The sequence below is a fragment of the Hymenobacter segetis genome (genome assembly GCF_054776495.1).
This window is the reverse complement of record NZ_BAAHBV010000001.1, coordinates 2,129,619-2,151,299: the sequence shown is the minus strand read 5'-3', so window position 1 is coordinate 2,151,299 and position 21,681 is coordinate 2,129,619. Positions and strand designations below refer to the sequence as shown.

Genomic DNA, 21,681 nt, shown 5'->3' with positions numbered 1-21,681 from the left:
CAGAAACGAAAAGAGGCTGAAGCTACGGGAGCTTCAGCCTCTTTTGCGTTGAATAATAAATATGAAATGTCATTAGTAGAACTAAATCACATTTTGCTGACGATTTTTTGAACGATACTCTTAAGCTCAGATTCTAACGCAGTTGCTTTTCTCGTGACATTATCAAAATAGCTCTGATTTACGTCATCGGGGTCTGTTGCAATTTTATTTAATTCTAAAAATTTATCAACTAATTTCTGTTGTATTTCTCTATAATGTGAATTGTAATTCTCTTTTAATGCTTCGCAAAATATGTAAATTCTTTGGTCAACATAGTTCAGTTGAAAATTGATTGACTGTTGTTGACTGTTGTCAAATTCATTTTCTTTTACTTCGCTCCTGAGTTTACTGAATAAGGAATTAGATTTGTGTAATTCTGATATAATGAATTTGACATCATCAATCAGCATTGATTTAATAGTTTTGTTGTTTTCAAAATCGTTTTTTAAACGATAGCCAACCCAAAATCCGATAAAAATTGTTATTAACCAATTTATTAGCTCTGAATATCGGATTTTGTGGTCGATTTCAATCGGTGTCTTAGCTTGGATGATACATCCCAATGCAATGCCTATTACGCCGGCAATAGTGTATAGCCCTACATTCGCTACCCAGTCATTGGCCTTCATTTCCTTTTCTCGGTTTTTGTAACCGGATTTGCTATTTCACTTTCAACCGCTTGGATTCTAGTGACACTATCATCGCATTTTAATACGATTAGATTTCTGATAACATCGGAGGCCTTTTTGGCTCCTATAACTTTGCCTAATTCATAAGTTATTTTGCCGAATGAACCTGATAAAAATGATGATGGATATCCGTTCATGCCAGTTAAATCAATTTCCAGCAAATATCCGCCTACTAGAGCACCAATGAGTTTTCCCATTAAATGATTCAGTAAAAAGTCCTCGCCGGAATACGCTCCTTCAGATTTGTAACGGCCGCCTGGATATTCTGAAAAATCCTTGGCGATGTTTATTCTATCTCTGATTTCCATGGTTTAGGTGACGTTTGCTACTTCCCAATAGATGAAAGTGCCTTCAAAGTTAGTGTCTAATTCTTCGCTTTGCTGAGTTTTGACGTCGATTTTTACATCATTAGTAATGATAATGAAGCGTTTAAATTCAGGTAACGCGGAGCAGCTCAGTATCTGCCTTACACCCTTGCCACTTATTTCGTTGTCGTTTTCTCTTGAAGAAGTAATTTGGCCATCTAAAAAAGGTTTTACTAGAAACATATTGCCTTTATACACATAGCTAAAAGCTTTTCTAAATGTATTAAAGTTTGCACTTTTGAATATCCCTATTCCTAGGTCAATGAAACTATATTTTAGTGTATTGGTGTTTTCGTCAAGGTAGTAATATAGCCACCAGTTAAGTCCATCAAGCGTATTATTTTTTTGTGCGTGATGTATTGTATTAGACATTGCTTCAACAAGAAGATTGTAAAGCGGGTCTGATACCTCATTGTTAGAATCGGAAATTAATAGGTCTTTGCATGCTTTCTTTGCATTCCCGGCGATTTGACTCACAACCTCATTATTGGTTGAATGTTTCCATAATTTGTTTGTTTGAGATGCAACCTTTGTTCCATTGCTCTTTACATAATCATAAAAACCAGATTCTATAAAGAGCTTTTTTAAAGCTGGTTTTGTTGGGGCATTGCCACTGAAGCCAGCTTTTTTGCTTGCTTTTTCACTCAATTTTGCCATTAACAATGCAATTGTATCAGGCGTTAAATTAGAAATTTTTGAGATGTCTAGATATACAGGGTTGGCTTTTGTAATTAAATTTCTTGATGCATTAAAATAATTGAGCACTTCATTTGTGTTCTCTATAAAAGAAAAGTTTTCTGGTGCTACTAAAACCTTGTATGATTTGAATTTTCTGTTGCTGTTAAAATTTTTCCTCTTAAAATAATTGGAAATAATGTGGGTGGCATGTCTTTTTCTGATTTTCCAATTTGTTGAATGCCTTTTTAGTTGATATTTAGTTCGTATGAAGTATAAATTTTTTCTCATATGGTATTCTGGTAAAATCTAATATGTATCAATTGCCTCTCCTTTGGCTAAGCACTGGATATCATAATGCTGCCGGAGGCAAGAAAGGTACCATCTATCTTTTGAACAATATAGTTCAGAAGGTAGACTGTCTCGGCTAAGCCCGTGCCACCGTCGCAGTTTCGTTAATCCCCACAAACTCCGGGTACAAGCTCACCAGCACCTTTTCCGGCGTCATCGGCGCGGAGAAGGGGAGGGCCGTGTGGCCCTGGAAGGCCCGCACCGCGTCGCGCAGGGCGAAGTAGGTGCCGATGCCGTACATGAGAGGCGGCTCGCCCACGGCCTTGGAGCGCAGGATGGCCTTGGGGTGGCCCGGCGTGTCGAGGAAATGCACGTCGAGCACCCGGGGGGCGGCGTAGATGTCGGGGATTTTGTAGCTGTTGAGCGAGTTGCTGAGCAGGCGGCCCTCGGCGTTGTAGGCCACTTCTTCCATGGTCATCCAGCCGATGCCCTGCACCGCGCCGCCCTCAATCTGGCCGCGGTCGATGATTTCGTTGAAGCTCTGGCCGAAATCGTGGGCAATGCGCAGGGCATCCACGGTGTAGGTGCCGCGCAGGCAGTCCACCGTCACGCTGGTGAGGGCCGTGCCGTACACGTGGTAGGCGAAGGGGTGGCCCTGGTTCACGGTGGCGTCGAAATGCAGGTCGGGGGTGGCGTAGTGGGCGTTTTCGGTGAGGGCCACGCGCTTCCAGAAGGCCGACGACACCAGCTTCTCCCAGTTGGTATCGGCGGGCACGCCGGCGGCCAGCACCTGCTCGTCGTGGATTTCGAGGCCCTCGTAGTTGAGCGTGTACTCGGTGCTGGCGTGCTCCAGCAGCCGCTTCCGCAGGGCGGCGCAGGCCATTTCGGTGGCCTTGCCGTTGAGGTCGGCGGTGGCGCTGGCGGCGCTGGGCGAGGTGTTGGCCACGCGGGTGGTGTTGGTGGTTTCGATTTTGATGCGATTAATCGAAATGCCCAACGTGCGGGCCGCCACCTGCGCGATTTTCGTGTTCACGCCCTGGCCCATCTCCACCGCGCCCGTGCTGATGCCCACCGAGCCGTCGGAGTAGATGTGCACCAGCGCCCGCGTCTGGTTCATGGGCGTTTTGGTGAAGGAGATGCCGAAGCAAATCGGCATCACCGCGAAGCCCTTCTTCTTCAGCTTGTTGGTTTGGTTGAACTGCTCGACTTCGGCCCGCATGCCGGCCAGGTCGAACTCGCGAGCGGCCGTGTCCCAGGCCTGCTCGGCGTGGCACATTTCGGCCGCCTGCCGGTACGAGAACAGGTCGCCCTCACGCAGCAGGTTGCACCGCTGCAGCTCGTGGGTGGGCAGGCCCAGCTCCTCGGCCGCCTTGGTCATGGCCGATTCTATCACGAACATGCCCTGCGGCCCGCCGAAGCCCCGGAAGGCGGTGTTGGGCGGCAGATTGGTGCGGCACGAAAAGGCCGTAGCCGTCACGTTGGGCACGAAATAGGCGTTGGTGGCGTGGAAGAGCGTGCGTTCCATCACGGCCGGCGAGAGGTCGGCCGCCGCGCCCGCGTTCTGAAAGAAGGTGACTTCGTAGGCCACGATTTTGAGGTCCTTATCAAAGCCGATTTTGAAATCGGACGAGTAGGGGTGGCGCTTGCCGGTCATGCGCATGTCGGCCATGCGGTCGAGCACCAGCTTCACCGGCTTTTTGGTGAGGAAGGCGCCCAGCGCGGCCAACGCGCCCCAGGGCGTAGCCTGGTCTTCCTTGCCCCCGAAGCCGCCGCCGAGGCGCGTCACGTCCACTTCCACCTGGTGCATGCCCAGGCCCAGCACCACGGCCGTGTGGCGCTGCACGGCCGTCGGTCCCTGCGTCGAAGAAATCATCCGCACGCCGCCCATCTCCGTGGGGAAGGCGTACGCGCCCTGCGTTTCGATGTACAAATGTTCCTGCCCGCCGTTCTCGGCCACGCCCTCGAACACGTGCGCGCAAGAAGCCCAGGCCGCTGCCGAATCGCCGATTTTGAAGGTGCGCGGCGGCACGATGAATTCGCCCTGCGCCGCCGCCACCCGCGGGTCGGTGATGATGGGCAGCGGGTCGATTTCGACCTTGATGAGCTTGAGGGCGGCGTGGGCCTGCGCCTCGGTGCGGGCCAGTACCAGCGCCACCGGCTGCCCCCGAAAATGCACGTGCCCCTCGGCCAGCAGCGGCTCATCGGCCACGATGCCGCCAATTTGGTTTTCGCCGGGAATGTCGGCCGCCGTGAGCACACGCGCCACGCCGGGCGCCGTCAGCGCGGCGCTGAAATCGAGGCTACGGAGCACGCCGTGGGCCAGCGGGCTTTCAAACACGGCCGCGTAGAGCGTGCCTTGCTGCACGGGCACGTCGTCGAGGTACTGCGATTCGCCGCGCACGTGGCGGTTGGGGTCGAGGTGGTTCATGGTTCGGGTAATTCTTGAACGTCATGCTGAGCGAAGTCGAAGCATCTTTACCGCGCAACTAATCAATTTTAGTATCGCGGTAGAGATGCTTCGACTTCGCTCAGCATGACCGTCTAATATTGCTAATTAAATCAATTCATCCACTGCCAATTCCGGCGCAAACTGCAGGAAATGCGCCCACAGCAGCTGGCGTAGCAATAGCCGCTTGTAGTCGGCGGTGCCGCGCACGTCGGAAATCGGGCTGATTTCCTCCTGCATCACAGCATTGGCGGCGCTCACGGTTTCGGCCGACAGCTCGCGGCCCACCAGAAACTCGCTGGTGCGGGCCAGGTACAGCGGCACTGGGCCCACGCCGCCGGCCGACACGCGGGCTGCTTGGATGATGCCGTTTTCAACCCGCAGCCAAGCGGCGGAATTCACGCTGGCAATGTCGAGGTGGGTGCGCTTGGAGACTTTCTCGAAATGGAAGAAGTCGCCGGCCAGTGGGGCGGGGAAGCTGATTTCGATGACCTGCTCGTCGGCCGCCTTCGCCAGCTTTTTGTAGCCCAGGTAGAGGTCGGGCAGGGCCAGCTCGCGGGTGCCGCTGGCCGCGTCGAGCAGCGTGACGGACGCGCCAAGCGCCAGGAACATAATAGTGAGGTCGCCAATCGGCGAGCCGTTGATGAAGTTGCCGGCCACCGTGCCCATGTTGCGGATGGGCGTGCTTGATACCAGTTTCAGGTACTGCGGCAGGTTGGGCAGCAGCCCGCGCATCAGGTCAGATTCGAGCAGCTGGCTGGCGGTGGTGGCGGCGCCCAGCACCACGCGCCCGGTGGTTTCGTGGCGGATGCCGCGCCGGCCGGGTTGGTCGAAAATCAGGCGCACGCCGGGCTGTTCGCGCAACTCTTCGAGGCGCTGCACCATGAGGTCAGTACCGCCGCCGACGAGGGGATGGGTGAAAGGGGCAGGAGGGAAGTGGCCGTGGTCGTTCTGGTTTTGGGCGTGGCCGTTGGGCGAGGTCGAAACTGCGCTGCCGCCGTTGGAATGGGCTGTGGCCGCAGCTGCTATTACTGCTGAAGAAGCTTCAGCTACCGGGGCTTCATCGGGGCGCAGCTTGGCTAGTTTGGCCGGAATCCCGGCAAAGTAGCCGGGCACGAACTGCTTCTCACTGAGCCAGGCCAAAGCATTTTCATTCGGCCGGTCTGCTAGGTCAGCCGTGAGCTTGGCAGCGGCGCGCTCCAATGATTTGTAGCCCGTGCAGCGGCAGATGTTGCCATCGATGGCGGCAATCGTGCTTTTCTCGGTGGCCGGCTGGGTGCTCAGGCTGTGGCCGGTGAGCGACATCACGAAGCCTACCGTGCAGAAGCCGCACTGCGAGCCGCCCTCGTCGACAATGGCCTTTTGCACGGGCGTGAGCTGGCTGCCGGCCGCGTTGATGCCCTCTACCGTCACGATGTGCTTGCCGTGGGCGTTGCCCAGCGGCGTGAGGCAGCTGGTCATGCTCTGGTAGTTCACGGTCTGGCCGTCGGCATTCAGCTCGCCCACTAGTACAGTGCAGGCCCCGCAGTCGCCCTCGCGGCAGCCGATTTTGGTGCCCTTCAGCTGCTCGTGGTAGCGCACGAAATCGAGCAAGGCGCTGGCTGGGGCCTCGCTGGTGCGAATGGGCTGGTCGTTGAGGAGAAACTCAATCATAAATCAGAAAGCAATGGGAACGTCATGCTGAGCGCAGTCGAAGCATCTCTACCGCGCAACTAACTCAATTTAATGGATTACTACTGCGGTAGAGATGCTTCGACTGCGCTCAGCATGACCGCCTTTGTATTCATCAACTACTAATACTCCGTCTTGCCTTCCAGTTCCGTCCAGGCCTTAAACCCGGCCAAAGCCTCATCGCGCAGCAGCTGCGTCATGGGCAATTTACGGTTTTCCATGGGCTGGTCCAGCTCTTCATAGATGAACTGGTCATCAAAGCCAATGGCGGCCGCATCGGCCTTGGTGTTGCCGTAGAACACCCGGCGCGGGCGGGCCCAATAGATGGCCCCGAGGCACATGGGGCAGGGCTCGCAGCTGGTGTAGAGGTCGCAGCCGTCGAGCTGGAAAGTGCCTAATTCCTTGCAGGCTTTGCGGATGGCATCGACTTCGGCGTGGCAGGTGGGGTCGTGGGTGGTGGTGACCTGGTTGAAGCCGCGGGCAATGATTTTACCGTCCTTCACCACCACCGCGCCGAAGGGGCCGCCGTGGCCGGCCTTCATTTGGTCGATGGACAGGCGAATGGCTTCGCGCATGAATTCGGGGTTGGGAGCTTCCATGGGTGGGGCGGAAAAGGTGAGCGGCAGAGGCTGCGTAAAGTTTTGAAAAACGGGCAACAAAGAAAGCGACGGAATACCATATTCGCTGCCAACCAACTTTGGAAATGGGTTTCAACACAAAGCCCGAGTAGCGTACCCGCTCGGGGCGCACTACTCGGGCCAGATAAGATGGATAGCGAGCGACTATTTCATCAAATTCGGAATGCGCAGCTGCAGGCCAATAGAAGGCACAAATGTGACGCCGCTCAGCGAGGTGCTGGCTCCGTTCAGCAGGGCGTAGTCGCCGTAATTCTGGTAGAAGACGGACACGGCCGGGATGACGTACAAATACCGGTAGCCCAGCTTGAGGTTGACGAAGCCACCGAAGGAGGAAAAGTTGCGGCTTTGCAGCGGCAGCTCGGGCACCTGCACCGAGCCGTTGTAGATTTTGGTGGGCGCAAAGCCGTAGCTCACCCAGCTGTGGGCGTACACCAGGCCGTAGCTGATGGCCCCGATTTCCTCCTCCGGCCCAAACGACTGACTGAAGGTGAGCGGCACCAGCAAATCATTGCGCGTGGCCCTGAAATTCAGCACCGAGTTGATGTCGGACAGGAAGGGCAGGCTGGGCAGCTTGGCGCGCTGGGTGGCAAACTGCAGGCCGATGCTGGCGTAGGTGGTACCGCTCACCGCGCCCCGGTCGGGGTTTTCGGGCGAGCCGGTGGGGCCGAGTAGCTGGTACTGCGTATCAAATACATAGGAGCCGAAAGCGTATTTGAAACCGGCATCGAGGCGCGGCACGATGCCGTAGCGGATGTTAAGGTCGGCGGTGGGCTGCACCGGGTCGAGGATGTAGGCCAGGGCGGCGGCTTGCAGCTGCGTGGTGGCGTCGGTGTAGTCGACTTTTTGCTGGGTAGCGGCCTGACTGGCGGCTTCCTTTACAGCGCTGCCGGCTTTGGCCAGGGGCGCGGTGGCCAGGTTGAAACCTTGGTTGTAGCCCACCCGGAACTCGCCCTGGGGGGTGACTTTGCCGGTGGCGATGATAGCGCGCGGGGCCGAGCAGGCAGTGGCCAGCAGGAGGGAAGCAGCGGCCAAAGCCGTGCCCCACGGCCGCAGGCGGGAGCGTAAAACAGCGGTATTCATAGTTGAGTTGAGAAGTTGTAGCGGCGTAAACGAAAACCGGGCCGAAAAGTCGGAACCCGGCCCATCAGGCAGGTGTCTGATAAACGCTTTTCATTCCGATGCCGGAGGAATCTGAGTAACAAATTATCAGATTCCTCCGGCATCGGAATGAAAATTTTCTTTGCTAATTGCTTCTCTCAGAATTCGCCTATGCCGCTTTTGCTACTTCTTCTGCTGCATTTTCTCGGAACAGGCCCGGGGCCCGTACCACGCGCCACGGTTTATGTTTTTCTGGCCGAAACCTGCCCCATCAGCCAGGCGGCCACGCTGCCGCTGCGGGAGCTGCACGGCCGCTACGGGGCGCAGGGCGTGCGGTTTGTAGGTGTGTTTCCAGCCAGGGAAACCAATCCGGCCGGGCTGGCGGCTTTCGCTAAAACCTACCAGTTGGCCTTCCCATTGCAAGCCGATGCCGGCCACCAGCTCACCAAAAAGCTGCACGCCCGCGTCACGCCCGAAGTCGTGGTGGTGGCCGCCGACGGTCGCACCGTCCTCTACCAGGGCCGCCTCGATGATGCCTACGCCGGTCTGGGGCAGCACCGCGCCGTGACGCGCCAGCACGAGTTGGCCGATGCGCTGGCCGCCGTGACTGCCGGCCAGCCGGTTGCCGTGCCGCGCACCGAGCCGGTGGGCTGCTTTATTGAGTAGATTTGGAGAGAGCCTGGGGGGTTAACTTTAACACAATGAACGTCATGCTGAGCGTAGCCGAAGCATCTCGGGTGCCACCGCTAACCCTTTGCAACGATTGAATTACTACCACACGCGAGATGCTTCGACTACACTCAGCATGACGTTCTGCTTAAACTCTGCCATTCAAACCTCATGAAACACTGCTTCTCTCCGTTGCTCCTGCTGTTGGCTTTGTGGGTGGCTGTCCCCCGGGCGCAGGCCCAAACCACTCCGCAGTACACTTTCAGCCAGGACATTGCGCCGCTGGTGTACCAGCACTGCACGCCCTGCCACCGCACCGGCGAAGTAGCTCCGTTCCCACTCACCACCTATGCCGAGGTGGTGAGCCACGCCCAGACCATCAAGTACGTGACCGGCACGCGCTACATGCCGCCGTGGAAGCCCGACCCCAACTACCGCCACTACCTCGACGAAAACACGTTGACCAACGCGGAAATCGCCAAAATCCGGGCTTGGGTGGATGCCGGCACGCCGCAGGGTAACCCCGCCCTCACGCCGGCCCTGCCCACTTACCCCAGCGGCTCGCAGCTGGGCACGCCCGATATGGTGATTCCGATGGCCCAGGCCTTCACGCATCAGGGCAATGGCCAGGACATGTACCGCATTTTCGTGCTGCCCGTGAACATGCCCGCCGACCGTGACATCGCCGCCATCGAGTTCCGGCCTGGTAACAAGGGCATTGTGCATCACGTCATCATCGGCATGGATACCACGCAGCAGGCTCAGGCCCTGGATGCGGCCGCACCCGGCTATGGCTACACGCAGTTTGGCGGCTTTGGCTTCAACCCCCTCGAAACCAACTTCGCGGCCTGGGTGCCGGGCATGCAGTCGCGGTTTTATCCCTCGGGCATGGGCAAGAAGCTCTATCGTCACGCCTCGCTACTGGTGCAGGTGCACTACGGCCCCAACTACGTGACGCAAAAAGACTCGTCGGTGGTGAACGTGTTTTTTGCCCGCCAGCCCGTCACGCGTTACATCCAAACGGTGCCGGCTATTTCGCCGGGCACGCTCAGCAACGGGCCGTTTATCATTCCGGCCAACCAGGTGAGCACCTTCCACGCCCAGCTCAACGTGCCGGCCGATGTCACCATTCTCAGCACCGCGCCCCACGCCCACCTGCTCAGCAAAAGCTGGAAAGTGTGGGTAGTGAAGCCCAACGGCGACACCATTAAGTTGGTCAAAATCAATGACTGGGATTTTCGCTGGCAGGGCATTTTCCGCTTCACCGCGCCGCTGAAAATCCCGGCCGGCTCGCGCCTCATGGCTGATGCCGTGTACGACAACACCGCCCAAAACCCGCGCAACCCCAACAACCCGCCCCTCACCACGCAGTGGGGCGAGAGCACGACGGCCGAAATGCTGCTCACTTATTTCGACCTGCTGCCCTACCGCGCCGGCGACGAAAACATCGTGCTCAGCACCGCGCCCGGCGTGGCCACCACCCCCGGCACCGTGCAGATGGCCGTGTACCCCAACCCCGCCAGCGGCAGCGGCAGCATCAGTTTCCAGCAGGAGCGGGCCGGCCCCGTCACGGTGTCGCTGCTCGATGCCACCGGCCGGCTGGTGCGGGCCGTGGTGCGCCAGAAAGCGTATCCGGCCGGGCCGCAGCAGCTGCCTTTGCCGCTGGCGGGCGTGGCTCCCGGCATCTATATCGTGCGGCTGGAGTCGAACGAAGGGACTCGCAGCGAAAAGCTGATGGTGAAGTAAGTATTTGTCATTGCGAGCGTAGCGAAGCAATCCGTCCCGTTAAACCCAGACATTTTCTTGTCCCAGAAAGCCCCGGCACTGCACAGTACCGGGGCTTTTCACATCTCAGGGCTTAGCACGTGGTACAGGACGGATTGCTTCGGCTTCGCCTCGCAATGACAGGGTTTTACCGCCCATCTTTGCGCCCATGAAGATTCTATACGGAGTGCCCGGTGAGGGCCTGGGCCACGCCACCCGCAGCAAAGTTGTCATCGGCCACCTGCTGGCGCAGGGGCACGAGGTGCGCGTGGTGAGCAGCAGCCGCGCCTATACCATGCTGGCAGCCGCGTTCCCCGGCCGGGTGCACGAAATCCGAGGCTTTCACCTGGCGTATAATGGGTTGGCGGTGAGCAAGCTGCGCACGGCCGTGCTCACGCTTCGCACCGCGCCCGAGGATTTGCGCGTCAACTTTGCTCGGTACCGTGAGCTGCTGGGTGGTTTCGAGCCGGAAGTGGTGGTTTCGGATTTTGAATCGTTCAGTTTTTTGTTTGCGAAGCTGCGCCGGCTGCCCATTGTCAGCATTGATAATATGCAGATTATCAGCAGGGCCAAGCTGAATGTGGCCGTGCCGAAAGCGGAGCGCGAAAACTACCGGGTGGCCAAAAGCATTGTGCGGGCCAAGCTGCCGCACAGCCGCCACTATTTTGTCACCACTTTCTTCGATTTGCCGCTGGCCAAGCAGCGCACCACGCTGGTGCCGCCCATCATCCGGCCCGAGATTCTGGCTGCCATGCCCACCAAAGGCCAGCACGTATTGGTCTATCAATCAGCTACCACGCAGCAGAACCTGGTGCCGCTGCTGCAACAACTGCCCGACCAGGAATTTCGCGTCTACGGCTTCAATAAGCAGGAAAGTCACGGCAACGTGCAGCTCTGCGCCTTTTCCGAAGCCGGCTTTATTGCCGACCTGGCCAGCGCCCGCGCCGTGGTCACCAACGGCGGCTTCTCGCTGATTTCGGAGGCCGTGTTTCTGCACAAGCCCATTTGCGCCATTCCCATTCCGGCCCAGTTCGAGCAGTGGCTGAATGCGGCCGAAGTGCAGCAAATGGGCTACGGCCGGCATTTCGAGGCCATCACGGCCGATAACCTGCGGGCGTTTCTCTACGGCCTGAGCAACTTTGAAACGGCCCTGGCTGGCTATCGGCAGAAAGGAAATAACGTGCTGTTTGCCGGGCTGGATGCGCTGCTGAAGGACATTGCAACGGAATATCTGCCCAGCGAAGCCGCGCCGCAGGAGGAATCCTGGGGTGGCGAGTAGCGCATGCTTTAGCTTGCGCCCCGGTCCAGCCATAACTACCCTTGTCCCGTAAGCGCAAGCTAAAGCACGCGTTACAACTCCCTTATGCCTTTCCGTACCCTTCGTTTCTGGCCGCTGCTGTTATTGGCGGCCGCCTGCGCCCGCACGCCGCGCCCCAGCACCGGCCTCGCCAACAAATACCACGACGCCACCATCCGCCAAATCGGTACGGCGCAGGACGAGCGCAACACCGCCGCCATTCTGCCTTTTCTGACGAATTCAAACCCCACCTACCGGCGCGAGGCCGCGCTGGCGCTGGCCTCGGTGCAGGCCCCGGCAGCCGTGCCCGGCCTCATTCCGCTGCTGCGCGATGCCGACTCTGGCGTGCGCCGCGCCGCCGCCTACGCCCTGGGCCAGACCGGCGACAGCACCGCCGTGGACAGCCTGCGCGTGCGCGTCCTCAAGGAAAACGACGGCCTCGTGCGCCGCTACGTGCATGAGGCGCTGGGCCGCACCGTCACCCGCCATAGCCTGCCCGAGCTCTGGCGCGTCGAGATGTTGAACGACACGTCCCGCGCTGCCGCCCTGGCCTGGGGTCTGAGCCGCGCCGCCCTGCGCGGCCTCACTTCGCCCGAAACCATCCGGCGCACGGTGGCCGTGCTGAACTCGCCCAAGCTGCCCGGGCGCGGCCGGCTGGCTGCCGTAGTAGCGCTTTCGCGAACCCGGGGCCTCGATGCGGATTTGGCCCGACTGGCCGAAAGCACGCTGCTGCGCCTGGCTCAGAAAGACCGGTCGTATGCCGTGCGGGCAGCGGCCGTTACCACGCTGGGCCGAATCGCGGCGGTGGTGCCCAGTGCTGCTACTGCGCCCGTGGCTACGCCGGCGAAGGTCGGAGCATCGGCCGCTGTGCTCACTCGTCTCGCCACCAAAGACCCCGATTACCGCGTGCGGCTCAGCGCCATTCGGGCGTTGCCTTTTGATACAGAAAACTATGCGGGCAGCCGTAAAGCCGTGTTCACGGCCCTCAACCGCGACCAGCCGGCCGTGGCGCTCACGGCCGCCGAGTGGCTGCTGGCTCACGCTAAAGGCGAATCGGGCGCGGCCCTAGCCGCTTTGGCCGATGGCAACAAGCAGGCTTCGGTGCGGGTGCGCGCTGCTTTGCTGCGAGCGGCCGTGCGCCACGCCAGCCCGGCGGCCCGCCCCAGCCTCGTCGAAACCATTGAGAAACGCTACCCAACGGCGCCCACGGTATATGAAAAGGGCTTTTTGCTGGAAGCGCTGAGCGAAGACCCGGCCGCGTTCGACTTCGTGCGAACCGAGGCTTTCGCGGCGGGGCAGTCGCCGGTGGTGGCGGGCTACGCGCTGGGGGCACTGCTCACCATGCGCCGCAGTGCCGATTTTCCGGCCGGCCGGCAAGCCGATTTTGCCGCCGCCATGCGCCAGGCCCTGGCCAGCGGCGACGTGGCCCAGCTCGGCACCGCCGCCGAGGCGTTGGCCGATGCCAAGCTTTACCCCGAAGCGCAGCCGGCCGACCTCGCCGCCCTGCGCGCCGCCCAGACCAAATTGCAGCTACCCACCGAAATCGAAGCCTGGCAGGGGCTTCAGCAAGCCCTCGACAAACTAACTAAAGCCCCGAAGCCTACCCCTTCGCCGCTGGCCACGGCCGCGCAGCACCCCATCGATTGGACGGTGGTGCAGGGCGTGCCACTGGGGCAGCAAGTGCGGCTGCGCACCAGCAAGGGCATTATTTTGTTGGAATTGAAGCCCGAGGAAGCGCCCGGCGCGGTGGCCAGCTTCGTCACGCTCATTGGCCAGCATTTCTACGATAACCTGTATTTCCACCGCGTGGTGCCAAATTTCGTGGCCCAGGGCGGTGACCCGCGCGGCGATGGCAACGGCAGCGCCCCTTACAACCTGCGCTCCGAGTTCGGCGACCTGCGCTACGAGGAAGGCAGCGTGGGCCTGGCCTCGGCCGGCAAAGACACCGAGAGCTGCCAGTTCTTCATCACCCACACGCCCACGCCGCACCTGGACGGCCGCTACCCCATTTTTGCCCAGGTAGTAGGCGGCATGGACGTGGTGCACAAGCTCGACATCGGCGACCAGATTCTGGGCGTGGAGCTGGTGGGGCCGGGGAGCGGAAGTAAGGAATAAGAACGCCATGCTGAGCGCAGCCAAAGCAGCTCTACCGCAGTAATAATCCAATCGATTAGGTTTACTATTGCAGTAGAGATGCTTCGGCTGTGCTCAGCATGACGTTTCTACTTTCCATTCTTTTCCCTTTCCTCTTCCTTTGCCGCTATGAACCAAGTCAGCACCTACGCCCAGCAACTGCAAGCTCTGGCAATTCTCTACCTGCCCCGCGTGCTCATGGCCGGGGTGGCGCTGGTGGTGGGCTGGTGGCTCATTGGCTGGGCCAGCCGCATTATTGCCACCGCTGCCACGCGGCTCGATGTGTCGCTGGCCTCGTTCCTGACTAGCCTGGTCAATATCGTGCTCAAAGTGCTGCTGCTCATATCGGTGGCCGGTATGGTGGGTTTTGAAACCACGTCGTTTGTAGCCATTCTAGGAGCGGCGGGGCTGGCGGTGGGTTTGGCGTTGCAGGGCACGCTGGCCAATTTCGCGGGCGGCGTACTCATCCTCATTTTCAAGCCTTATGTGGTGGGCGATACCATTGAGTCGCAGGGCAAATCGGGCGAGGTGAAGGAAATCCAGATTTTCAATACCATCCTCGTCACGCCGCAGGGCGACACCATCATCCTGCCCAACGGCGCTACGTCCAACAACGTCATTATCAACAAAACGGCCCAGAACAAGGCCCTGGTCGAAATCGTGGCCGACCTCGACAACGCCACCGACCTGGCGGCGCTGCGCGGCTGGGCCATCCCGCTGCTGCAGGCCGATGAAGACGTGCTGCAAGTTCCCGCCCCGCAGGTAGCAGTCACGGCCCTCAAGCCGGGGGGCATGACGGTGGCCTTCCGGGCCTACACGCCGGCCGGGCGCAGTGGCCCGGCCCAGGGCCGCCTCATCGAGCAACTCCAGCGGGCCCTGGCCCAGCAGGGCGTGGGCAGCCCGGTGCCGGTGCAGCACAGCTACGTGCGCACCCTGCCCGACTAAGGCCGGGCGCTGAGAAAAACCGGCCGCTAAAGTCCGCGCCGGTTCTGACTCTCGTATGCTTGGCCAATAGTGTCGTAGTACTAATGGATTGGCTAAATGTTGATTGGCTTCTCGTTGGCCCGCGCTCTGTCCAGCCCTGGCCTCGGCATCGTCTCTTACGCAGCGTTCATTCACCTACCGAAGAACTTTTAGCTGACGCATTCCTATGACCCATGCCGAGCTTGAAGTAGCATTAGCCCAGCAGCAAGCCGCGAATGCGGCCCTGCGGGCCCAGCTGGCGGTAGCCACCGCGCCCCCGGCGGCGGCTTATGTGCCGCCCAGCCTGCTGGCTTACCTGCTCGAAGAACAGCACACGGCCGTGGTGCTGACCGATGGTGACGGCTACGTGCAGTGGGTAAATAAGGGCTTTACGAAGCTCTGTGGCTTGGAAATGAGCGTAGTAGTTGGCAAAAAGCCCGAATCGTTCCTGCGCCCCAGCCTGCGCGATGCGGCCACGGTGGCCCACATCCGCGACAGCCTGCGGGGGCACGAGCCGTTTGAATACGAGGTGGTTAATCCGCGGCCGGGCTCGGGGGGCTGGTTGCGCGTGAACGTGCGGCCGGTGGCAGGAACGGACGATGGCGTGGTCCATTTCGTGGGCCTGCTCGAAGACATTACGGAGTGGAAACAAGCCCAGCTGCGGCTGGTGGACAGCGAGCGGCGCTTCCGAGACCTGGCCGAAAACGTGCCCGGCGTGCTCTACGAGTGGCGTAAAAAGAACGACGGCACCTTCTATTTCGATTACGTGAGCCCCAAGGTGCAGGAGCTGTTCGGCATCGCCCCGCAGGAGTTGAGCCGGATGACTGATTTCATCCATCCGGAAGAGTTGGAAGGGTTTCTGCAGTCCCTCGACGATGCTACCCGCAACCGTGCTCCGTGGGTGTACGAAGGCCGCATTGTGGTGCCTGGCCAGCCCATCCGCTGGCTGCGGGGCAGCTCGATTGTGACCAGCTTTGGCCCCGATTGGGTGACGTACAGCGGAATTCTGCTTGATGTGACGCCCCTCAAGCTGGCCGAAAGCGCCCTGCGCGACAGCAACCTCCGGCTGGGGCTGGCCATGGAAGGCTTCGGCGACGGGGGCTGGGAGCTGAACCTGCGCACCCATAAAATTTCGTTCTCATCGGAATACAAAGCCATGCTGGGCTATCAGGAGGACGATTTTCCGAACGACTACGAAAACTGGCTCACGCATGTGCACCCCGATGACCTGGAGCAGGTGCAGAAGATAGTGCGCAACTACGTCCTTGCCGGCGGGAAAATGGCCACCGCCGAATACCGCATGCGCTGCCACGACGGCAACTATAAATGGGTGCTGAGCCGCGCCGCCATCACGGTCTGGGATGCCGCCGGCCAGCCCCTGATGCTCAGCGGCCTGCACAGCGATATCTCGGCCCAGAAAGATGCCGAAGAAGCCCTCGATACGTCGAACCAGCAGCTGGCTGCCGTGATTGCGCACTTCCAGGATGGCCTAGTGCTGGAAGACGAAACCCGCCGCATCGTGTTCACCAACGAGGCCTTTTGCCAGCTGCTGGAGGTGCCCGTGGCTCCTGCTCAGCTGCACGGCCGCAACGGGGCCTGGCTCACCGAAGGCTCCCGCAAGTATGTGAAGAAGCCGCACCAGTACGTGGCCCGCATCGCGGCCCTGCTGCGCCGCCGCCAGCCCGCCACCGGCGATATTATTCCGCTGCGCGACGGCCGCACCCTTCAGCGGGCCTTCACGCCCATCTTCGACGGCCCGCGCTACATCGGCCACCTTTGGAAGTACGAAGACATCACGGCCCGCATCAAGGCCGAAGAGGACCTGAAGCGCCGCGAGGAAAAGTACCGGGGCATCATCGAAAACATGTCGCTGGGGCTGGTGGAGGCCGATTTGAACGACCATCTGCTCTACGCCAACCAGAGCTTTTGCGACATGACCGGCTACTGCACCGACGAGCTGGCCGGCCAGCGACTCTCGCCGCTGCTGCTCACCGGCCCCGACCTAGAGCTGGTAGAAAGCAAGCTGCGCACCCGCGAGCACGGTATTTCTGATTCCTATGAGATTGTGGTGACCACCAAAGCCGGCGAGCGCAAGTGGCTGCTGGTGAGCGGCGCTCCGCTCTACGACGAGCACCAGCGGCACATCGGCTCCATTGGCATCTACCTCGATGTGACCATCCAGAAGCACCTCGAAACCAGCCTGCGCGAAGCCAAAGTGCAGGCCGAAAGCAGCACCCGCGCCAAGCAGGATTTCCTGGCCAACATGAGCCACGAAATCCGCACGCCCATGAACGCCATTCTGGGCATGAGCCAGCTACTGGCCAAAACCCCGCTGGCGGCGCCGCAGGCCAGCTACCTGCACGCCATCACGGCCTCGGCCGAAAACCTGCTCGTTATCATCAACGACATCCTCGACCTCTCGAAGATTGATGCCGGTCAGCTGGCCATCGAGCACATCGGGTTCAGCCCCGGGAGTGTCTGTGCCCAGGTCAAGAAAACCCTGCAATACAAAGCTGAGGAAAAGGGCCTCACATTCATCGCGAACCTTGACCCGGCCATGCCCGAGGTGGCGCTCGGCGACCCCTTCCGCCTCATCCAGGTACTGCTGAACCTGGTGGGCAATGCCGTGAAATTCACCGAGCAGGGCACGGTCAGCATCCGCTGCCAGCGGCTCAACCATTCCAATCCGGACGAAGCGCTGGCCGAATTCACCGTTGAGGATACCGGCATCGGCATCGAAGCCGAGTACCTGAGCCACATTTTTGACGATTTCAGCCAGGAAGATTCCACCGTGACGCGGCAGTTTGGCGGCACCGGGCTGGGCCTGGGCATCAGCAAAAAGCTGGTGCGCCTGCTGGGCGGCGAGTTGCGCATCGAAAGCCGGAAAAACCACGGCACCATCAGCCGGTTCACCCTGCGCCTGCCCGTGGGCACTGCCCACCACCTCTCGACGAAAGACCCCGGCGACCTCGATGGCTTGCAGCAGGAGCTGCACGGCAAGCACATTCTGCTGGTCGAAGACAACCTGTTCAATCGCATGCTGGCCAACAGTTTCCTCACCAACGCCGGCATGAGCGTGACGGAAGCCCCCAACGGCCAGGCCGCCGTGGACATGGCCCGCACTCAAGTTTTCGACCTGATTCTGATGGACGTGCAGATGCCTATCAAAAACGGCTACGAAGCCACCCGCATCCTGCGCCAGGAAATGGGCCTCACCGTGCCCATCATCGCCCTCACCGCCAACGCCATCACCGGCGAGCGGGCCAAGTGCCTGGCCGCCGGCATGAACGACTACCTCACCAAGCCTTTTCAGGAAGTCTCCCTGCTGAAAATGGTGTACGACTGGGCCGTGGTGGCCCCGGCCCGCGCCGCCGACTAACTTTTGGCGGCCATGCTAACGGTTCACCAGTTTCGGCGTAGCCACGGCCTGGCGCTCATCGCTGGGCCCGCAAGGCAGGAGTACTGAGGCCGCTGCTTATTTCTCCTCGCGGCCATGCACCTGCGCCGGTGGCGACGTGGCTTCCACGGCCGAAAAGCTTTCCAGAATTTTATAAGTGTGCTCCGTATTCTTGGGCACTACCCAGGAGTTGCCGGGCTCCAGAATAACCATCTGGCCCGCCAGATGCAGCTCGGCGCGGCCACTGAGTACGTAGCCTACTGTTTCGTAGGGCCGGGTAGCCGGCGCTTTGGGCTCGCCCGGCTGCTCGTTTTCCCACATGCGCATGGCGATGTGCGTGCCCGAGGCCAGGTACTTCTCGCCGTTGGGGCCGGTAGGGGAGTACTGCGAATCAACTTTGGTGATGGAGGTATCGGCGGCCATGACAATGCGGGAAAAGGAGAAAAACAAGAGTATCTTTTGGCCCGGCGGCCACAATGGTCGGCGGGGCACTGGCTAAACGGCGAAGGCCGCGCCGCCGTTGCCCCATCGTCCAAAACCTTCCCCTCCGCTGCTGGTTGATTCCACTGGTTCTTTTGCTTATGTTTCTAGCCCCCGTGCTTCCCCATTCCTTTGCCGAAGAGTTGGCGCACGCCCACTCCGTAGCCCCTGACGCCCTGCCCGGTGCGGCCTTCTGCGCCCTCGCCGATGGCCTGCTCGCCCTGCTCTTCCCGCAGCGTGCCGAGCGGCCCTTGCCCAATGCTGATGCCGTGGAGGCCGAACTGCAATACTTCCGGGCCGAGCTGGCCGTGCTGCTAGCCGATGTGCCCGCCCTGCCCGCCACCCCCGCCGCCCTGGCCGATGAGTTCACGGCCCAGCTGCCAGCCCTGCGGGCGGCCCTGCTGCGCGATGCCAGCGCCATTCTGGCCAGCGACCCGGCCGCCCAGGGCTTGGCCGAAATCATCAGCTCCTACCCGGGCTTCTACGCCACGGCGCTCTACCGGCTGGCCCACGCCCTGCACCAGCGGGGGCTGCCGCGCCTGCCGCGCCTGCTGAGCGAGTATGCCCACCAGCGCACCGGCGTCGATATTCACCCAGGGGCGCACATCGGACCGGCCTTCTGCATCGACCACGGCACGGGCCTCGTCATCGGCGAAACGGCCATTATCGGGGCCAACGTGCAGATATATCAGGGCGTGACGCTGGGCGCGCTCAGCGTCACCAAGGGCTTGCAGGGCACTAAGCGCCACCCCACCATTGAAGACCATGTGGTTATTTACGCCGGCGCTACCATCCTGGGGGGCAGCACGGTGGTGGGGGCACACAGTATCATCGGCGGCAACGTGTGGCTGACCGAAAGCGTACCCTCGCATTCGCGGGTGTACCACCGGGCCCACATCCAGATTTCGCGCAACGTCGACCCGGCCGCCGAACTGGTTTTTTCCATCTAGGTCTTGACCATCATGCAGAGCATTCTGCGCATCAGGCACAATGCTCTGCATGACGGTCTTTCAACTCACTATCTCACACATCACCATTTCGCCGCATGAAAGCCAATTCTATTCTCGACACCATCGGCAACACACCGCTGGTGCGCCTCAATCGCATATTTGCCGCCACCCGCCCCGATGTGGAAGTGTGGGTGAAGCTGGAGCGCGCCAACCCCGGCGGGTCCATCAAAGACCGCATTGCCCTGAGCATGATTGAGCAGGCCGAGAAGGACGGCATCATCACCAAAAACAGCCTGATTGTGGAGCCCACTTCCGGCAACACCGGCGTGGGCCTGGCCCTGGTAGCCGCCGTGAAAGGCTACAAGCTCACCCTCGTGATGCCCGAAAGCATGAGCATCGAGCGCCGCCGCCTCATGGCCGCCTACGGGGCCAATCTGGAACTCACGCCCCGCGAAAAAGGCATGAAAGGGGCCATCGAGAAAGCCCGCGAAATAGTAGCTAGCACCCCCGGGGCCTGGATGCCCATGCAGTTTTCCAACCCCGCCAACCCTAAAATCCACGCCGAAACCACGGCCCAGGAAATTCTGCGCGATGCCCCCGAGGGCTTCGACTTCCACATCACCGGCGTGGGCACCGGCGGCCACATCACGGCCGTGACGGAAACACTGAAACCGCATTTTCCCAACATGAAGACCTTCGCCGTTGAGCCCGAGGCTTCGCCCGTTATCAGCGGCGGCGCGCCGGGGCCGCACCCCATCCAGGGCATCGGGGCCGGCTTCATCCCTGATAACCTGCACGTCGACATCCTCGACGGCACCATCCAGGTATCGCAGGCCGAAGCCTACGAAATGACGCGCCGTGCTGCCCGCGAGGAAGGCATCTTCGTGGGGGTGTCGTCGGGGGCCTCGCTGGCCGCCATCGCCAAGAAGCTGCCCGATATGCCGCAGGGCAGCCGCGTGCTCACCTTCTGCTACGATACCGGCGAGCGGTACCTGTCGGTGGAAGGCCTGTTCGTATAGCCACCGGCTCCGAACTACTACCGAAAACGCCCCTGGATTTATTTCTGGGGGCGTTTTTCGTTGACAGGGACGGAGGGCAAAGAAAAAGCCCGTTCAGCAAACTGAACGGGCTTTTTCTTTATTCACTTCTTCAGTGGAGAATATCGGAGTCGAACCGATGACCTCTTGCATGCCATGCAAGCGCTCTAGCCAGCTGAGCTAATCCCCCTGATTGGTTATTTACCGCCGTGCCATTTGCGCTTTGGTTCGACAAAAGTACGGGCGAATATTGGTTTGGCAAGTGCTGGACGCATTATTTTCTGATAAATGACGCAATTGCCATAAAGTCAGCTACAAAAAATGTCGAGGTTAATGAACCGATGATGCGCTTCATGGGGCAAAGGAGTGGGGCCGGTGTTATCAAAGGTTCATATCACCGTTGTTATAACTACTTCTGATACGCAAAACGCCCGCTGCCAAAAGACAGCGGGCGTTTAAGCCAGCACTCAATTCTCAACTAAGAGAACCGGGCTAAAGCTTGCGCTCTAGAAAACGTAAGCTGCGACATTGGTATCCGTGGTAGTGGTGAAGAATCCACCACTGGCCGTTGCCGTCTTCGAGAAGTTCGTGCCCTGGTGAATAAAGGTGGCTTTGCTTGCGCCGTTGATAATCACCGAGGCCGTCAGGCGTTGCGAGTTGAACGGGTTACCCGTAGCGGTGGTGCGACGGCCGGGACGGTTAGTCGTTCTCAGCACGACGCGGATGCCCAGGTTGGGCGTGTTCTCCGCCACGGTCAGGCTGCTGGCCAAGGGAATGGTGAACGTCTGAGCGGTGGTGGTAACGTTGGTGGTAGTAAAGACTGGTACTGAGGCCGACGTGATGGCGGGATAGGTAATGGTACCATCTGCATTGACGGTCGGCGCCAGCGTGTACACATCCACGCGGGCACCTTGCAGCAAGGTATCACCGACAAGGGCGGTGGGTGCGGTGAGGGCATAGGAGATGGCCACCGATTGCGCCGTGCGGGTCACGCGGGCCGGGGCCGGGTCGGTGCTGATTTCCGAGCACGAAGCCAGGGTCAGGCCAGCGAGGAGGGCAAAAATTAACTGTTTCATACT

The 21,681-nt window shown here is 59.8% G+C and carries 17 protein-coding genes and 1 tRNA gene; 8 read left to right on the top strand and 10 right to left on the bottom strand.

Annotated elements, in window-relative coordinates:
• Positions 1–86: 86 nt before the first annotated feature.
• From ACYU70_RS08925 to ACYU70_RS08895, 7 genes are all read right to left on the bottom strand, one after another.
• Positions 87–668: a hypothetical protein gene (locus tag ACYU70_RS08925; RefSeq protein ID WP_342298706.1), complete on the bottom strand. Its 582-nt coding sequence runs from the start codon at positions 666–668 to the stop codon at positions 87–89.
• The gene (locus ACYU70_RS08920; RefSeq protein WP_342298708.1) at positions 665–1,036 is read right to left on the bottom strand and encodes a hypothetical protein; all 372 of its coding nucleotides are present in this window, start codon (positions 1,034–1,036) and stop codon (positions 665–667) included. Before ACYU70_RS08920 ends, ACYU70_RS08925 begins: the two co-directional genes overlap by 4 nt.
• A 3-nt stretch (positions 1,037–1,039) precedes the next feature.
• Positions 1,040–2,059, bottom strand: a complete 1,020-nt coding sequence (locus ACYU70_RS08915) for a hypothetical protein (RefSeq protein ID WP_342298710.1) — start codon at positions 2,057–2,059, stop codon at positions 1,040–1,042.
• Between the two features lie 136 nt (positions 2,060–2,195).
• Positions 2,196–4,487 carry a xanthine dehydrogenase molybdopterin binding subunit gene (locus ACYU70_RS08910; RefSeq protein WP_342298712.1) on the bottom strand — a complete coding sequence of 764 codons (2,292 nt, stop codon included), beginning with the start codon at positions 4,485–4,487 and terminating at the stop codon, positions 2,196–2,198.
• Between the two features lie 126 nt (positions 4,488–4,613).
• A complete protein-coding gene (locus tag ACYU70_RS08905; RefSeq protein WP_460615965.1) occupies positions 4,614–6,158 on the bottom strand; it encodes an FAD binding domain-containing protein in 1,545 nt (514 codons plus the stop codon).
• 140 nt (positions 6,159–6,298) lie between these two features.
• Positions 6,299–6,775 carry a nucleoside deaminase gene (locus tag ACYU70_RS08900; RefSeq protein WP_342299517.1) on the bottom strand — a complete coding sequence of 159 codons (477 nt, stop codon included), beginning with the start codon at positions 6,773–6,775 and terminating at the stop codon, positions 6,299–6,301.
• Between the two features lie 183 nt (positions 6,776–6,958).
• On the bottom strand, positions 6,959–7,894 hold the full coding sequence (locus ACYU70_RS08895; RefSeq protein ID WP_342299519.1) for a hypothetical protein: 936 nt from the start codon (positions 7,892–7,894) through the stop codon (positions 6,959–6,961).
• A 189-nt stretch (positions 7,895–8,083) separates the two neighbouring features.
• Between ACYU70_RS08895 and ACYU70_RS08890 the strand changes: the two genes are divergently transcribed.
• The 6 genes from ACYU70_RS08890 (at position 8,084) to ACYU70_RS08865 (ending at position 18,117) form a co-directional block, all read left to right on the top strand.
• Entirely contained in the window at positions 8,084–8,578 is a 495-nt protein-coding gene (locus ACYU70_RS08890; protein WP_342299521.1) for a redoxin domain-containing protein, read from the top strand.
• 174 nt (positions 8,579–8,752) lie between these two features.
• Positions 8,753–10,327, top strand: coding sequence for a T9SS type A sorting domain-containing protein (locus tag ACYU70_RS08885; RefSeq protein ID WP_342299523.1), 1,575 nt, complete (start codon positions 8,753–8,755; stop codon positions 10,325–10,327).
• Between the two features lie 187 nt (positions 10,328–10,514).
• Positions 10,515–11,624, top strand: coding sequence for a glycosyltransferase family protein (locus tag ACYU70_RS08880; protein WP_342299526.1), 1,110 nt, complete (start codon positions 10,515–10,517; stop codon positions 11,622–11,624).
• Positions 11,625–11,708: 84 nt separating this feature from the next.
• Positions 11,709–13,757, top strand: a complete 2,049-nt coding sequence (locus ACYU70_RS08875; RefSeq protein ID WP_342299527.1) for a peptidylprolyl isomerase — start codon at positions 11,709–11,711, stop codon at positions 13,755–13,757.
• Positions 13,758–13,904: 147 nt separating this feature from the next.
• Positions 13,905–14,720, top strand: a complete 816-nt coding sequence (locus ACYU70_RS08870; RefSeq protein ID WP_342299528.1) for a mechanosensitive ion channel family protein — start codon at positions 13,905–13,907, stop codon at positions 14,718–14,720.
• Positions 14,721–14,925: 205 nt separating this feature from the next.
• Entirely contained in the window at positions 14,926–18,117 is a 3,192-nt protein-coding gene (locus tag ACYU70_RS08865; RefSeq protein WP_342299529.1) for a PAS domain S-box protein, read from the top strand.
• Between the two features lie 96 nt (positions 18,118–18,213).
• On the opposite strand, the gene ACYU70_RS08860 is transcribed toward ACYU70_RS08865, so the two are convergent.
• A complete protein-coding gene (locus ACYU70_RS08860) occupies positions 18,214–18,558 on the bottom strand; it encodes a cupin domain-containing protein (protein ID WP_342299531.1) in 345 nt (114 codons plus the stop codon).
• A 158-nt stretch (positions 18,559–18,716) separates the two neighbouring features.
• Between ACYU70_RS08860 and ACYU70_RS08855 the strand changes: the two genes are divergently transcribed.
• Together ACYU70_RS08855 and cysK are read left to right on the top strand one after the other, a co-directional pair.
• Positions 18,717–19,565, top strand: coding sequence for a serine O-acetyltransferase (locus ACYU70_RS08855; protein ID WP_460615964.1), 849 nt, complete (start codon positions 18,717–18,719; stop codon positions 19,563–19,565).
• 95 nt (positions 19,566–19,660) lie between these two features.
• On the top strand, positions 19,661–20,584 hold the full coding sequence (cysK, locus tag ACYU70_RS08850) for a cysteine synthase A (protein WP_342299535.1): 924 nt from the start codon (positions 19,661–19,663) through the stop codon (positions 20,582–20,584).
• A 134-nt stretch (positions 20,585–20,718) separates the two neighbouring features.
• Here the strand turns inward: cysK and ACYU70_RS08845 are convergent.
• Positions 20,719–20,792 (bottom strand) — tRNA-Ala (locus ACYU70_RS08845).
• Positions 20,793–21,108: 316 nt separating this feature from the next.
• Complete coding sequence (locus ACYU70_RS08840; protein ID WP_342299536.1) at positions 21,109–21,678, bottom strand: hypothetical protein; 570 nt, start codon at positions 21,676–21,678, stop codon at positions 21,109–21,111.
• Positions 21,679–21,681: the final 3 nt, after the last annotated feature.

Bases quoted from the DNA above. Each gene is read 5' to 3' on its own strand.
- ACYU70_RS08925 (WP_342298706.1), bottom strand. From the start codon at position 668: ATGAAGGCCAATGACTGGGTAGCGAATGTAGGGCTATACACTATTGCC.
- ACYU70_RS08920 (WP_342298708.1), bottom strand. From the start codon at position 1,036: ATGGAAATCAGAGATAGAATAAACATCGCCAAGGATTTTTCAGAATAT.
- ACYU70_RS08915 (WP_342298710.1), bottom strand. From the start codon at position 2,059: ATGAGAAAAAATTTATACTTCATACGAACTAAATATCAACTAAAAAGG.
- ACYU70_RS08910 (WP_342298712.1), bottom strand. From the start codon at position 4,487: ATGAACCACCTCGACCCCAACCGCCACGTGCGCGGCGAATCGCAGTAC.
- ACYU70_RS08905 (WP_460615965.1), bottom strand. From the start codon at position 6,158: ATGATTGAGTTTCTCCTCAACGACCAGCCCATTCGCACCAGCGAGGCC.
- ACYU70_RS08900 (WP_342299517.1), bottom strand. From the start codon at position 6,775: ATGGAAGCTCCCAACCCCGAATTCATGCGCGAAGCCATTCGCCTGTCC.
- ACYU70_RS08895 (WP_342299519.1), bottom strand. From the start codon at position 7,894: ATGAATACCGCTGTTTTACGCTCCCGCCTGCGGCCGTGGGGCACGGCT.
- ACYU70_RS08890 (WP_342299521.1), top strand. From the start codon at position 8,084: ATGCCGCTTTTGCTACTTCTTCTGCTGCATTTTCTCGGAACAGGCCCG.
- ACYU70_RS08885 (WP_342299523.1), top strand. From the start codon at position 8,753: ATGAAACACTGCTTCTCTCCGTTGCTCCTGCTGTTGGCTTTGTGGGTG.
- ACYU70_RS08880 (WP_342299526.1), top strand. From the start codon at position 10,515: ATGAAGATTCTATACGGAGTGCCCGGTGAGGGCCTGGGCCACGCCACC.
- ACYU70_RS08875 (WP_342299527.1), top strand. From the start codon at position 11,709: ATGCCTTTCCGTACCCTTCGTTTCTGGCCGCTGCTGTTATTGGCGGCC.
- ACYU70_RS08870 (WP_342299528.1), top strand. From the start codon at position 13,905: ATGAACCAAGTCAGCACCTACGCCCAGCAACTGCAAGCTCTGGCAATT.
- ACYU70_RS08865 (WP_342299529.1), top strand. From the start codon at position 14,926: ATGACCCATGCCGAGCTTGAAGTAGCATTAGCCCAGCAGCAAGCCGCG.
- ACYU70_RS08860 (WP_342299531.1), bottom strand. From the start codon at position 18,558: ATGGCCGCCGATACCTCCATCACCAAAGTTGATTCGCAGTACTCCCCT.
- ACYU70_RS08855 (WP_460615964.1), top strand. From the start codon at position 18,717: ATGTTTCTAGCCCCCGTGCTTCCCCATTCCTTTGCCGAAGAGTTGGCG.
- cysK (WP_342299535.1), top strand. From the start codon at position 19,661: ATGAAAGCCAATTCTATTCTCGACACCATCGGCAACACACCGCTGGTG.
- ACYU70_RS08840 (WP_342299536.1), bottom strand. From the start codon at position 21,678: ATGAAACAGTTAATTTTTGCCCTCCTCGCTGGCCTGACCCTGGCTTCG.